The sequence below is a fragment of the Bacillus altitudinis 41KF2b genome (assembly GCF_000691145.1).
GTDB classification, from domain to species: Bacteria; Bacillota; Bacilli; order Bacillales; family Bacillaceae; genus Bacillus; species Bacillus altitudinis.
Map to the genome: position 1 here is coordinate 48,262 of NZ_ASJC01000003.1, position 14,441 is coordinate 62,702.

Here is a 14,441-nt window from a genome sequence, read left to right on the forward strand (position 1 = left end):
TTACCCTACTATTCTCTATCATCAGTTCCACATTTTAAATTTTCAAGTGTGTTGATTTATATTATAATAAGGTCGGTGCTGCCACTCTGTCAACCCTTGCCGTGTCTCTTTTTCTTTTCCAGCTCTTCTTTTGACGTGCATCCGTATTCAGATGCCGTTTCTTCAAGGAAGCCTGGTTGATCCATTTCGTCGTGCTGCCAGCGATCGATATCACGATGTCCATTGTATTGCACTCGTCCTAATTTTCTGCTTAATCTCATGTTTGTACATCCTTTTATCACATTTTTATCTAGTATAAACAGATTGATTCATTTTTATTAGGGAAACTGCAAGGAATTCATCCATTACATAACGAATTAACATTCATCGGTTTTACAAGGGAGGGGAAAACACCGTTTTGAATCTGAAAACACACCATCACATGATGTTGCTGCTCACCTGTTTTGTCCTCATTGCCAGCACTTGGCCAATGACACATGCGACGGCTCAAACAGATCAAGCTGTCGTTGCAACAGATGAAATCAATGTGCGAACCGGGCCTGGTTTAAGCTACGGGATCGCAGCAGTTGTGAAACGAGGAGAAAGCTACCCGATTCTCACTGAACAAGGAGAATGGGTACAGATCGGGCTATCGAACGGACAAAAAGGCTGGGTCGTCTCATGGCTGATTACCAAGTCATCTGATGCACAAAAGCCTGCTAAGCAAAAGACGCAAGGTCAAAGTACGCAAGGAAGCAGTTCGATTACGTCAACAGCCTCTGACCTTCGCATTCGGACAGGCCCAGGGACTTCCTATCAAGTCATTGGCACTTTCCCTCAGGGCGCTTCCGCTAAAAAGCTGGACACAAGCGGCGAATGGACAAAAATATCGTACAAACAAGCGGAAGGCTGGGTCCACTCTGATTATATTTCTGGCGGACAAAACGCTTCTTCATCCAGTTCAGCTGAGCCCGCTCGTTCTAAACAGTCCGGCACAGTTGGCGTATCAAGCTTGAATGTTCGTAAATCGGCGGCACCAAACGCACAAGTGGCCGCTTCACTTTCCCGTAACACTCAAGTCACCATTTTACGGGAGCAAAATGGCTGGTATGAAATCGAAGCAAAAGGCGTTAAAGGCTGGGTTGCAAGTTATTATATTGTCTCAAGCCAAGGAGCAAGTTCAGCACCTGAAAAGAATTCATCCTCTTCGTCATCTCATCAGAAAGCGTACATTGTTTATGATGGAACGAATATTAGAAAAAGCGCTTCTACCTCTGCTGGTATTGCAGAAAGAGGAACAAAAGGAGCTGCTTATCAAATTGTTCGTACACAAGGTGACTGGTACGAGGTGACATTATCAAACGGCGGAACAGGCTATGTGGCGAGCTGGGTCGTTCAAACAAAGAAAAATAGCAGCGAAGCACCAAGACCTCAGCAGGATTCATCGTCTGGCACTGGATCTTTAAAAGGCAAAACAATTGTGCTTGATCCTGGCCATGGCGGAAAAGACAGCGGCACGATCGGCGCAGACGGTGCATTTGAAAAGAATATCACGATCAAAACCGCTCATTTGCTGGCGGGTAAGTTAAGAGCTTCTGGAGCAAATGTCTATTTAACAAGAAGTGATGATACATTCATCAGCCTTCAATCGAGGGTTGCCACTTCACATTACCGAAATGCAGATGCATTTATTAGTCTTCATTATGATAGCTTTATGGACCCAAGTATCAGAGGGAGCACCGCATATTATTATCAGGCATCCAAAGATCAACGTCTGGCGACAAGCGTTCATACTGAAGTCGCAAAACGATCACAGATCCCTGATAAAGGAGTCAAATTTGGAGATTATTTTGTTTTAAGGGAAAACAAGCGCCCTTCCCTTTTATATGAACTCGGCTATTTAAGCAATCCTCAAGAAGAAGCGATCATTTATAGCGCCTCTTACCAAGAACGAGTGACAGAAGGAATGACAGAAGGATTAAAACAATATTTCCGATAGAAAAAAGAGGCCGATGCGCCTCTTTTTTGTTTGATCGCAAAAGAAAAAGACTCTAAACAAACTCTCAGCAAGAGTTTATCTACAGTCTAATGTCTTTCTATTCTTTGCTGTCCATCAACATGGTGACAGGCCCCGAATTGGTCAATGAGACGTCCATCATCGCCCCAAAACGTCCTGTTTCAACATGGATGCCTTTTTCTCTAAGCGTTTCATTGAAGCATTCGTAAAGTGAATTCGCCACATCCGGTTTGGCAGCTTTCATAAAGTTCGGCCGTCTGCCTTTTCTCGTATCACCATAAAGGGTAAATTGAGACACAGACAGTACACTTCCTTTTACATCTAACAAAGAATGATTCATTTTCCCGTTTTCATCTTCAAAAATACGCAAGTGTGCGAGCTTTTCAGCTAAGTAATGCACATCTTCTTCTGTGTCTTCATGTGTAACCCCAACGAGCACCATATAGCCTTCATTGATGGCACCTGTGATCTCTTCTTCTACTTTCACAGATGCACTCGTCACACGCTGAACAACAAGCCTCATAGACGATATACTTCCTTTCTAATTCATAAATCGGCGAACTGAGTAAATGTCTTTGATTTGTTTGATACGTTCCACTACTTTATGCAAATGATTAATATTTTGGATAAAAATAGCCATATGGATCGTCGCCACTTTGTTACGATCAGACTTACCAGAAACCGACGAGATGTTCGTTTTGGTTTCGTTGACTGCTTGAAGCACTTCATTAAGTAAGCCGCGCCTGTCATATCCTAATATTTCAATTTCCACATTGTATTCTTTACGGTTTCGAGCAGGCTGTTCATGCTCCCACTCAACCGGGATTAACCGTTCCTGCGCTTCTCCTGTCTTCACGTTCGGACAGTCATCACGGTGAACAGATACGCCACGTCCTTTTGTAATAAAGCCAACAATGCTATCACCAGGAACAGGATTACAACACTTAGATAAACGGACAAGCAAGTTATCAATGCCTTTCACTCGCACGCCAGCTTCCCGTTTTTTCCCGTGATATGGTTTTGACTCTACAGACACTTCTTGAACGGTTTTCTCTTGTTCTTCCTGATCTCTTTGTTTTCTTTCTTTTTCCGTTAAACGATTCGCCACTTGGAGTGCCGTAATTCCGTTATAACCAACGGCTGCATACATGTCCTCTTCATTTGAGAAATTAAATTTATCAGCCACTTTTTGCAGATTTTCAGCGGTCAAAATGTCTTTGACATCGAACTCAAGGTTTTTGATTTCTTTCTCCACAAGTTCTCGGCCTTTTTCGACATTTTCTTCACGGCGCTGTTTCTTGAAAAACTGTCTGATCTTGTGCTTCGCTTGGGAGGTTTGGGCAAGTTTGACCCAATCCTGGCTTGGTCCATAGCTATGCTTAGATGTCAGAATTTCAATAATGTCACCTGTTTTTAACTTATGATCAAGTGTGACCATTTTACCGTTGACCTTGGCTCCGATTGTTTTATTCCCAATTTCCGAATGAATCCGGTATGAGAAATCAATTGGTACGGAACCAGACGGTAGCTCGATGACGTCACCTTTTGGTGTAAATACAAACACCATATCAGAGAAAAGATCAATTTTTAACGATTCCATAAATTCTTCCGCATCTGTGGATTCATTTTGGAATTCAAGGATTTCTCTAAACCAAGACAGCTTCTTCTGGAAAACGGCTTCTTCCGTCGATTCTGCTGACTCTTTGCCTTCTTTATAAGCCCAGTGTGCGGCAATTCCGTATTCCGCAATTTCGTGCATTTCCACTGTACGAATCTGAACTTCAAGCGGGTCCCCTTTTGGACCAATCACCGTTGTATGAAGAGACTGATACATGTTCGGCTTTGGCATCGCAATATAATCCTTAAATCTGCCTGGCATCGGCTTCCAGCATGTATGAATAATACCAAGTACCGCATAGCAGTCTTTAATGCTGTCAACCAAAATACGTACAGCCAGCAAATCATATATTTCATTAAATTGCTTATTTTGCATGACCATTTTGCGATAAATACTATAAATATGTTTCGGTCTGCCGGAGAATTCAGCCTTAATGTTCACCTCAGACACGCGGTCTTTTACTTCATTGACAACCTCGTCCAAGTATTCCTCACGTTCCGCTCGTTTGCGCTTCATGAGATTCACAATCCGGTAGTATTGCTGCGGATTTAAATAGCGGAGGGCTGTATCTTCAAGCTCCCACTTAATCTTTGAAATCCCTAATCTGTGCGCAAGCGGTGCAAAGATCTCAAGGGTTTCATTTGAAATTCTTCGCTGCTTTTCCTGCGGAAGGTGTTTGAGTGTTCTCATATTGTGAAGACGGTCTGCCAGCTTAATTAAGATGACGCGAATATCCTGCGCCATTGCAACAAACATTTTACGATGGTTTTCAGCCTGTTGTTCTTCTTGTGATTTATATTTAATCTTTCCGAGCTTTGTCACACCATCAACAAGCATGGCCACTTCTTCGTTAAAATGCTCTTTTAAATCTTCTAATGTCACATCCGTGTCTTCGACAACATCATGCAAGAAGCCGCCAGCAATGGTCGAAGGGTCCATTTCAAGATCAACAAGAATTCCCGCCACTTGAATAGGATGGATAATATAGGGCTCACCGGATTTCCGGTATTGCTCCTTGTGAGCATTTTCAGCATATTCGTATGCACGCTCTATAAATTGAATATGTTCAGCGGACAGGTATTCTCTTGCCTTATCAATGACCTGCTGCGCCGTTAAAACTTGTTCGTTCGCCATGGAATCACCTTTTTAAATGAAAACTGTATTGTAGTTTATTATCAAGAAAAATTCGATAGATGTAAAGAGAAGAAGTCCGCTAAAAGATTTTTGATAGGAAAAAAGCACCCTTCTTACTGAGTGCTTTTTGCGTAAAACTCCATTAGTATTGCATTAACGTCAAGATGTCGTAACCGTCAAGCTTCTTTCTGCCATCAAGATACGTCAGCTCAATTAAAAATGCAATCCCTGCCACAACGCCGCCTAATTCCTCAACCAGCTTGATGGATGCTTCAATCGTTCCACCTGTCGCAAGCAAATCATCTGTGATCAGTACACGCTGACCAGGACGAATTGCATCTTTATGAATCGTTAATACATCTTTACCGTATTCCAAACCGTAATCGACTTTGATGACTTCACGAGGAAGCTTTCCTTCTTTACGAACTGGGGCAAAACCTACACCAAGTGCGTATGCTACAGGGCAGCCAATAATGAATCCACGCGCTTCAGGGCCAACAATGAGATCAATGTCTCTTTCCTTCGCGTATTCAACGATTTGATCCGTTGCATAACGGTACACTTCGCCTTTATCCATTAACGTTGTAATATCTTTAAATTGTACACCTTCCTTTGGGTAGTCAGGTACAACTGTCACATATTGTTTTAAATCCATCTTTTCCTTTTCCTCCTCGTACGTCAAAGCACAGGTGAGACTTCGCTCATCATGCTATTCAGCCATTCCTTCAGCTCTTTGGCTGAGGAATATGTTAGTGTTTGATCGAGTTCCATCAATCGTTGTTTTGCTGTATAAGACGATGATGCGGTTAAATCTTTTTTAGGGGCATCACGCACTATTGACAGCACACCATTCTCTATTTTAACAAAACCGAGTTCAAAAAACACCTTTGTCATAAAAATGATTGTATCTTTTGTCCAACCTCTATGTTTGGCAAGCTCCATGCCTTGTTCTTTAATAGGAAAACTTCCCCGTTTGAACAAGAACCCATAAAACCATTTGAATTGATCACGGCTCGGGAATGAGGACATAAAGTGATCTTCTTTCCGCTGAAACACCGTATAAATTCTTGCTGGTTGTTGATTTTCTAAAAGCAGCTTGAGCAAGTGTTCGTCGGCAGGAACATCGGCAAAGATCACATACTTTTCCTGCACATTAAACGTGGATACATTTTCTGCATCAATAAGATGAATCGGAATATCCACCAGCTCCGATTGCCTTTTTGTTTCTTCGTCAAAACAGAAGACCATCGTTTTTGCTGGATCAAGTGTTGATACTTTCTTTTCCCAATCTTTTTTCCCGCGTAAATCAAACAGCTGCCATTCATCGACTCTGGCGTCTTTTAGCATGAGCTGAGGTTTCTTTCGGTTATTCCATTCATTAATCGAGACCTCACCAACGACAGAAATTTGACTCCCTGGGACAAGTTCTTCTTTTAGGTTGCCTTGGTGAAAACCGACACAGTCGAGCAGCTTGTCTTCGTCTTTTAGTGACATTTTAATGTGATTTTGATTGGCCCCGATCGTTCGGATGTCTTCAAGCTGGGCGTCTTCAATCATAATGAACGGCTTAGGATTCTGCATGCCAAACGGGGACAGCAGTCCCACTTCTTCAATGGCTTGCACCGTCATTTCGTCCACTTTACATACTGCATCGACCCGTTGAATTGGAATGAAATCTTCTTCAGTCAACGTTTCATTTGCATATTGATTCAATCTTTCCCTAAGTAAAGGAACATCATCCGCTTGAAGTGTCATTCCAGCTGCCATCGGGTGTCCACCGAAATGCGGCAGGATGTCACGGCACTTGCTCAAATGGAAAAATAAATCAAAGCCAGGAATACTTCGAGCTGACCCTTTCGCCATCTGCGTTTCTTCATCTATTCCAAGCACAATCGCCGGACGAGAAAATGTATCCGTCAATTTTGAGGCAACAATACCGACAACGCCTGGATTCCAGCCAGCTTTTGCTACGACGATAGCAGACTCGTCAGCACCTGTCTCTTCGACCATTTGAATGGCTTCTTCCGTGATCGTACTCACAATTTTCTGCCGTTCTTTGTTCAATTCTTGTACAAAACGAGCGAGTTCTTCTGCTTCATCCATATCCTCAGTCATGAGAAGATGAACAGCCGGATCTGCCTGCTCAATTCGTCCAACAGCATTCAGCCTTGGCGCAATTTGAAAGCCGATCGTTTCCTCATTTGCTTCTTCAAGAGTGGCGCCTGCTTCTTTTAATAACGCTTTTAACCCAGGTCGTCTAGATTGACGAAGCTGCATCAGACCTTTTTTTGCAAGCCATCTATTTTCATCAAGCAGCGGGACAAGATCGGCAATTGTACCGATTGCAGCAAGATCTAATAATTCTACTGGGAGTTTACCAAGGAGTGCATGTGCCACTTTAAACGCAACACCGACACCCGCCAGCTCTTTAAACGGATACTCACATCCAGGCTGCTTAGGATGTACAATCGCAAGTGCCTCAGGCAGTTCCTCGCTTGGTTCATGGTGATCTGTGATGATCAGGTCTAATCCTATTTCTTTTGCAATACGTGCTTCATTTACAGCAGCGATCCCTGTATCTACGGTGATAACAAGCGATGCCCCTTGCTCTTTGATATATCGGAAAGCCTGTTCGTTTGGCCCATATCCTTCTTTAAATCGATCTGGAATGTAAAAGTCTACCTTAGCAGATCGTTCTTTTAGTGTATGTAAAAGTACAGACGTACTTGTCACACCATCTGCATCATAATCTCCGAAGATCACAATCGATTCCTGCTCTTCGATCGCTTTGTTGATGCGCTCTACTGCTTCTTTCATTCCTTTTAATAAGAATGGATCATGAAATTCGGCTTTTTGATCAAATAAAAAAGACCTCGCTTCTTCTACTTCTTCGAGCCCTCTTTGTACAAGAAGTGATGCAGTCAGCGCTGAAATATTCAGATTTTCAGAGAGTGATTTCACTTTTTCTTCGCTAGGATGTTCATATTCCCAACGCATTTTGGATAATAACATAAATTCACCCCTCAACCACACTATTATACTAGAGTGGACTGAGGGGTTTCAATTTTTATTTTATGAAATGATACTGGAAGATTATTTTTCCTTCCGGTCAAAAGACGCTGGCTGTTCTTTTAAAGGTGTGACATTCGTTTTCTTTTGAACGTCTTTGTCCGCCTTTTTATGAGAAGAAGCAGGGCTTGCTTTAGCGGCTGCATGTTCAGCTTTTAATGTTTTTAATTCACGTTTTAGTTTCACAATTTGGAAAATCCCCGCAAAAGCCACAATGAGTCCGCCCATAAGAACAGAACCGATAATGACAAGGATCAGCGGCCATTCAGCCGTTCCAAATAAGTAGTCTACCTGTACAGGCCGCACGTTAATAACAGCAAATACTGAGACAATTAATACGAAAATAAATGCGAGTATGATGGTCCATTGTTGTTTATTCATCTACAAATCCCCCAAGCTTTTTCTTTTATTCTTCCCTCTTTCTTGTCCTTTTTAAACACAGAAAGAACATGGCGGAAGGTTTTCTATCAGCATGGGCGCTTAGCTGCTGAGTTTTTCTTTAATGAGGCTCTTTAATTCTTTTCTTTCTCCAGAGATGACAAGGGTGTCTCCTTCTTCAATCACCGTATCTGGTCCTGGGTTTAAAATTTTCTCATGTGATTTTCTCACAATGGCGATGACTGTTACTTGATAGTTTTGGCGAACACTCAGGTCACCGATCGTCTGGTTAACAGCCGGTGCGTTCTTTTCAATCTTAAACCATTCAATGATGAGTTCATCAATGGCCACCTCCACTGTCTCAAGCGCTTTTGGTTTATAGACCATGCCGCCTAAAATAGCCGAGATTTGTCTTGCTTCTTCATCGCTAAGCAAGATACCAGAAATACATTCTTCGTGATCATCTTCTTGAAAATGATACATCTCTCTTCTGCCGTCATCATGTGTGATAATGGCAAGCTTCTCATTATTTCTTGTGATCATTTCGGCTTTGTGACCGATACCTGGCAGTTCAGTTTCCCGAACCTTCATAACAGCCCCTCCAATGAATAAAAGCCAAATGCCCCAAACGGACACTTGCTTTCTATACTGATCTAAACGTATGTCATTATAGCAAAAGACCATTTCAAGATCAATGAAACCCGAAATGTTTTTACATATCATCTTATTGTTGTGACGATGACAAGTATGATGCATGAAAAAAAGACTGCCAAGGTGGCAGTCTTTCTTGTTTAAATATCTTGTTCTGTATCTATTTTAGCCGGCTTTTTCAGCTCACGGCCTTTCCATATCAGCCAAATTTGTGCCGCAATGTAAAGGGATGAATACACCCCTGTTAATAGGCCGACAAGTAAGGCGATGGAGAAGTTTGTAATAGATGCTGAACCGAAAATGAGAAGTGCAATCACCACTACAAGTACAGTGAGTACAGTGTTCACAGAACGCGTAAAGGTTTGCTGTAAACTTAAATTCACAATGTACGATAAATCTTCGATCGTTTTCGGTTTGCGTTTCTTCATTTGCTCACGCACCCTGTCGAAGGTGACAATCGTGTCATTGATCGAGTACCCAATGACCGTGAGTATCGCTGCAATGAAGGTGACATCCACCTCTAAACGCGTAATGCTAAAGAAGGCAACGATAAAGAATGCGTCGTATAGCAGAGAGGCAATCGCTGCAATCGCCATTTTATACTCAAATCGGATAGATACATATAAGATAATCCCGATTGAAGCTATGATGATAGCGTATAATGCATTACGTGCCAGCTCTTTTCCGACTGTCGGAGACACTGTACTTACGTTAGGCTCCGTTCCGTATTTATCTTTGAAGTAATCTTTCACTTCAGCGATTTTTTCTTTATTCGGAACACCGACAAATCGAGCTGCTGCTTGATTTTCTTTTTGCCCCGATAACACAACACTGTCTGTCTCAAGGTCTAGCTTTTTAAAATCTTGCTCCACCTGTTCTGTTGACAGTTTATGGTCACTTTGAATATCAACTCTAGTACCACTTGCAAAGTCAATACCTGCATTGAGCTTGAAGATCGACAGCACAATGATTCCAGCAATGGTAACGGCTGCTGAGAAAATCATAAAGCCTTTACGTTTGCTGACAAAATCCCATTTATCAAATGGTGTTTTCGGTTCAGTATTTTCTGTTGTTTCATGAATATCGATGATGTCTTTCTGACGAACACCAAACCAGCCTTTTCTGCGGTCGAAATAACGGCTTTCTACAAGTAATCCAAGAAGGAATCTTGATAGGAAGACAGCCGTGATAAAGCTTGTCAAAATCGATAGGATAAGCATGGTTGCAAACCCTTTGACAGAGCTTGTTCCAAAGAAGAATAGAACCCCGCCGGCAATAATACTTGTTAAGTTTGCATCAAAGATCGTGGCAAATGATCTGCGGTTACCCGATCTGAAAGCAGAACGGACAGATTTACCGAGCTTGAGCTCTTCTTTAATCCGCTCATACGTAATAATGTTGGCATCGACAGCCATCCCTACCCCAAGAATCAATGCAGCGATTCCAGGCAGTGTCATGACGGCGCCCATCCAGTCAAAGACTTGCAGTGTGATAAAAATATAAGCTGACAGTGTAATGACAGCAACAAGACCTGGTAATCGGTAATAAAACAGCATGAATAAGAAGATAAATGCGATTCCTACAATTCCTGCGAAGACTGTTTCGTTTAGTGCTTGCTCACCAAACTGTGCACTCACAGATGTTGAATATTTTTCGGTTAATTTTACTGGCAATGCACCGGCATTTAAAATGCTCGCAAGGTCTTTTGCCTCTTGAACTGTAAAGTTTCCTTCGATTTGTACGTCACTGCTGTTAATTTCTTGGTTTACATTCGGCGCAGATACATACTTATGATTTGATTTAGAGACTTCTTTTTTGAAGGAATCTCCCTTATGATAATCAAGCCAAATGACAAGCTGATTGTTTGGTGCCATCGCCGCTACTTTTTTTGTCACGTCACCAAACTTTTTCGCATCCTTTAGTTTGACTGTCACGATCGGCTCATTCGTTTGATTGAATGTTTGTTTTGCACCATTTTCAACAAGATCAGATCCGTTTAGAAGCTCTTTGTCATTCGTATCTCTGAAGGAAAGCTGTGCTTCAGTCGATAGAATCTCCCGTGCTCTGTTTTGATCTTTTACGCCCGCAAGCTGTACGCGGATACGGTTGTTTCCTTCAATCGAAATGTTCGGCTCACTGACCCCAAGCACGTTGGCTCTTCGGTTTAAAGCCTCTACTGTACTGACGAGAACACCATTTGTGATCTTGTCTTCTTTTTTCACTGGGTGTACATCATACAGAACTTCAAATCCACCCTGTAAGTCCAGCCCTAGCGTCATATCTTTCGCAACGGGCTTCGTTAATAAGCCCACACCAGTTCCGATTAACAGAACCACTAAGAAAAACGCAAGTATGCGCCCTTTTTTCATTATGTATTTCCTCCTTAAACACCTGAATCCATTTAGATGGCTTATTTCAACAGTTCGTCCAGCATATTCTTGCCATCTTCACTGTCCAAAAAAGCAGACGTTTTAAACGACTGAACGGTTGCATAGTTCATAAATTCGCCAATTTTCACAGATAAAATATCTGCAACCATTTCATGAATCGGATACTCTTGTTTTTTCTTCCACTTCTTATTCTCTAAGTATGACCATAATTCCTCTAAATCTACATCTTTATAGCCCAAAACGATGAATTCTTCAAGCTTACTGAACAGAAAAGGCTTTAAATGGTCTTTGTATATAGCAGCCGGATGTTGTGTCAATGTGAGGCTCCCCCTTTTCAGTTTTTTATCGAGAGACTTGTCATGCTTGGACGATATACACGCATATCTTATTGTATATGATTCTATGTCGTTTGAGAAGGCAGGTGATCTGTGATTTGACGAAGCAAACGTTTTTAAAAGGGACCATTATTTTAATTTTAGCAGGTTTTATTACAAGAATATTGGGTTTTGTCAATCGAATTGTGATTGCAAGGTTCATTGGTGAAGAAGGCGTAGGGCTTTATATGATGGCAGCGCCTACCTTTTTTCTCGCCGTGACGCTGACACAATTCGGACTTCCTGTTGCGATTAGTAAGCTAGTCGCAGAAGCAGAAGCCCGTGGTGACAAACAGAAAACAAAACGCATTCTAGTGATGTCCCTTGCAATAACAGGAACACTCAGCCTGATTTTCACGCCGCTCTTTTTATGGTTTGCCCCTATTATGGCGGAAAATATGCTGACAGATCCTAGAACGGTCTATCCTCTGCTTGCCATTACACCAGTCGTACCCGTTATTGCGATCTCTAGTGTGTTAAGGGGCTATTTCCAAGGAAGACAGCAAATGAGCCCGCTTGCGATGTCGCAAGTACTAGAACAGGTCGCAAGAATTTCACTCGTAGCAGTATGTACAACAGCGTTCCTGCCTTATGGAATTGAATACGCAGCAGCAGGCGCCATGATTTCATCTGTCATCGGGGAAATGATTTCACTTGCTTACTTACTGATTGCCTTTCGTTATAAAAAGACCATCCGTATCCGAAAACGTTTTTTCAAGGCAATTCATGATGGGAAGGACACGTTTAAGCAGCTCATGAGTATTGCCCTGCCAACGACAGGCAGCCGTTTCATCGGCAATATCTCTTGGTTTTTAGAACCGATTGTCGTCGCGCAAAGCCTTGCGATTGCCGGTTATGCAGCTGTGGAAGCAACAAGGCAGTACGGAGAATTGACAGGACTTGCGCTCACCCTTTTGACACTTCCTAGTTTTATCACGTATTCTCTCTCCACCGCACTAGTTCCAGCGATTAGTGAGGGGATGGAACAGAACAAACGCAAAACGGTCGAATACCGGCTCAAGCAGGCGATGCGCCTTTGTTTATTAAGCGGGGGCATTTCATGTATTATCCTTTTTGTGTATGCAGAAAATTTAACCCTCTTCATGTATGGTTCATCTCATGCCGCCGTCTATGTAAAATTCATGGCCCCCTTCTTTTTGCTCTATTACTTTCAAGGGCCACTGCAGGCTGTCCTTCAAGCATTAAATTTAGCGGGGGCAGCGATGACCAACAGTTTGATAGGAGCTGTTGTGAAAACAGGCATGATCTTTGTTCTTGCTTCACAGCCAAGCTTTGGCATTATGGGCGCAGCGCTTGCGATACTCATCGGCATCGTTCTTGTCACGTTGCTCCATGCGGCAACTGTCGGTAAAGTGCTGCCTATTCATTTACCATTAAAAGAATATGGACTTTGCGTCCTTGTGATCATCGGCACTGGGGCGGTCAGCTTATGGATGAAACATCAAGCGAGCGGACTCTTTTCCGCCCCTTTGGAGCTTGTCATGATGATCGTTTTGACGTGCGTGCTGTATGTCATTCTATTAATTTGTCTTGGGCTAGTGAAACGAGAAGAGCTACGCCGCATCCCCTTTATTGGGAAGCTGCTGTAGCTCATTCTTTCTTGATCACTTCATCTTTCAAATCAATATAAAAATCCTTCTGATTAAAGCTACAGTAGGAGATCTGCTCGATGTCATGATAGCCTCTTTTGGCAAGCTCCTTTATCAGCCACTGTTCATCATGGTTGATCTGCTTGAGATGATCATGCTGAACCACACCGTCTGCAATAAGCGGGAGCTCAAGCGCTGCATGTTTGCGCTTGTTTTCTTTTTCAACAACGGCGAGCTTTCCTGAAGGCTCTAAGATGGCATATGAGACATCCTGGATACTATCGATGTTATTTTCTCTTAATTGAATCAGCAAATCATCAAAATTGTATCGCTGTTTTCTCATCGCACCCTCATCTATTTTACCGTTGATGATGAGCAGGGCCGGCTTACCGTCGAGAAAACGACGGACACCTTGGAATTTTAGTGACAAATAGGCAAGGGTGATTTGAATGAAGGTTAACAGCAGGATCGGCCATACTGTATGTAACATGTGATCCTCTACTTCTTCTATGGCGAGCACCGCAATTTCAGCGATCATCATAAAAATAACAAGATCTAAAATACTCAGTTCCCCAATCTCCCTTTTGCCCATTAAACGAAAGATAAACCAAATGAGAAAATATAAAATGATCGTTCTCATGGAGATAATTAAGATGTCCTGCATATGATGCACCCCCTCCTTCTCCACCATAGCTTGTGTCAAAACACTTTATTTATGTAGAAAAGAAAGCCTCGGTTTTTATCACGAGAAACATGTCTATTTTTTCTTCTCCGTGAATACATTTTAGTAAAAGACAAGCTTCGGTCAATTGGAGAGGAGACGAATCACATGCAGGAAACGAAACAAATAGGAAAAGGCATTTTATCTGGCTTAATTGCTATTTTTGTCGTGATGATTGTGACAAGCTTACTTGTATCACTGATGCTTACCTTCACAAGTATGCAGGAATCATCGTTTAAATGGATGATCATGATCTTGTCCTTTGCGGCACTTTTTCTAGGAGGAATGATTTCTGGAGGGAAAGCAAAGGAACGAGGCTGGCTCATTGGCGCCATGACCTCTTTTATCTTTTCACTCACTGTTTTTTTATTTCAATATTTAGGGTTTGGAGAAACCTTTTCACCAGAACAATTCATCTATCATGCAGCCTTTTTGGGAATTTGTATGCTAGGGGGAATGATTGGCGTTAATCTTCGGGGCAAATAAAAAAAGAGCGAATG

General features: G+C 42.2%; 13 protein-coding genes and 1 other annotated feature (1 of these 14 running past the window's edge). Of the genes, 3 read left to right on the forward strand and 10 right to left on the reverse strand.

All coding sequences use genetic code 11. The annotated features are described in order from the left end of the window. Positions 1-31 (reverse strand) — a binding site (T-box leader) (it extends 209 nt beyond the left edge of the window). A gap of 58 nt (positions 32-89) precedes the next feature. Next, positions 90-260 carry a YrzK family protein gene (locus BA79_RS19450; RefSeq protein WP_003216250.1) on the reverse strand — a complete coding sequence of 57 codons (171 nt, stop codon included), beginning with the start codon at positions 258-260 and terminating at the stop codon, positions 90-92. A 161-nt stretch (positions 261-421) separates the two neighbouring features. Here BA79_RS19450 and BA79_RS06485 point away from each other — a divergent pair, with 161 nt between their 5' ends. Continuing rightward, entirely contained in the window at positions 422-1,978 is a 1,557-nt protein-coding gene (locus BA79_RS06485) for an N-acetylmuramoyl-L-alanine amidase family protein (RefSeq protein WP_428829220.1), read from the forward strand. A 97-nt stretch (positions 1,979-2,075) separates the two neighbouring features. Here the strand turns inward: BA79_RS06485 and dtd are convergent, their stop codons facing one another. From dtd to BA79_RS06525, 8 genes are all read right to left on the reverse strand, one after another. Then, the gene (gene dtd, locus BA79_RS06490; protein ID WP_008342725.1) at positions 2,076-2,519 is read right to left on the reverse strand and encodes a D-aminoacyl-tRNA deacylase; all 444 of its coding nucleotides are present in this window, start codon (positions 2,517-2,519) and stop codon (positions 2,076-2,078) included. A gap of 18 nt (positions 2,520-2,537) precedes the next feature. Beyond that, positions 2,538-4,748: a RelA/SpoT family protein gene (locus tag BA79_RS06495; protein WP_008342726.1), complete on the reverse strand. Its 2,211-nt coding sequence runs from the start codon at positions 4,746-4,748 to the stop codon at positions 2,538-2,540. Positions 4,749-4,890: 142 nt separating this feature from the next. After that, on the reverse strand, positions 4,891-5,403 hold the full coding sequence (locus BA79_RS06500) for an adenine phosphoribosyltransferase (protein ID WP_008342729.1): 513 nt from the start codon (positions 5,401-5,403) through the stop codon (positions 4,891-4,893). A gap of 23 nt (positions 5,404-5,426) precedes the next feature. Then, positions 5,427-7,760 carry a single-stranded-DNA-specific exonuclease RecJ gene (recJ, locus tag BA79_RS06505; RefSeq protein WP_035701717.1) on the reverse strand — a complete coding sequence of 778 codons (2,334 nt, stop codon included), beginning with the start codon at positions 7,758-7,760 and terminating at the stop codon, positions 5,427-5,429. A gap of 81 nt (positions 7,761-7,841) precedes the next feature. After that, positions 7,842-8,198 (reverse strand): LapA family protein, encoded by a 357-nt coding sequence (locus tag BA79_RS06510; protein ID WP_017367707.1) that lies wholly within the window; start codon positions 8,196-8,198, stop codon positions 7,842-7,844. A gap of 99 nt (positions 8,199-8,297) precedes the next feature. After that, positions 8,298-8,786 (reverse strand): cation:proton antiporter regulatory subunit, encoded by a 489-nt coding sequence (locus BA79_RS06515; RefSeq protein ID WP_008342734.1) that lies wholly within the window; start codon positions 8,784-8,786, stop codon positions 8,298-8,300. Positions 8,787-8,986: 200 nt separating this feature from the next. Next, positions 8,987-11,215 carry a protein translocase subunit SecDF gene (gene secDF / locus BA79_RS06520; RefSeq protein ID WP_035701720.1) on the reverse strand — a complete coding sequence of 743 codons (2,229 nt, stop codon included), beginning with the start codon at positions 11,213-11,215 and terminating at the stop codon, positions 8,987-8,989. A 41-nt stretch (positions 11,216-11,256) separates the two neighbouring features. Further along, positions 11,257-11,553, reverse strand: coding sequence for a post-transcriptional regulator (locus tag BA79_RS06525; protein WP_003216788.1), 297 nt, complete (start codon positions 11,551-11,553; stop codon positions 11,257-11,259). A gap of 116 nt (positions 11,554-11,669) precedes the next feature. On the opposite strand from BA79_RS06525, the gene spoVB reads away from it, so the two are divergent. Beyond that, positions 11,670-13,220: a stage V sporulation protein B gene (gene spoVB, locus BA79_RS06530; RefSeq protein ID WP_008342741.1), complete on the forward strand. Its 1,551-nt coding sequence runs from the start codon at positions 11,670-11,672 to the stop codon at positions 13,218-13,220. Position 13,221: 1 nt separating this feature from the next. Here spoVB and BA79_RS06535 read toward each other — a convergent pair whose 3' ends face one another. Next, positions 13,222-13,884 (reverse strand): DUF421 domain-containing protein, encoded by a 663-nt coding sequence (locus tag BA79_RS06535; protein WP_017358120.1) that lies wholly within the window; start codon positions 13,882-13,884, stop codon positions 13,222-13,224. A 165-nt stretch (positions 13,885-14,049) separates the two neighbouring features. On the opposite strand from BA79_RS06535, the gene BA79_RS06540 reads away from it, so the two are divergent. Continuing rightward, a complete protein-coding gene (locus BA79_RS06540; RefSeq protein WP_007501492.1) occupies positions 14,050-14,427 on the forward strand; it encodes a TIGR04086 family membrane protein in 378 nt (125 codons plus the stop codon). The last annotated feature ends 14 nt before the right edge of the window (positions 14,428-14,441 follow it).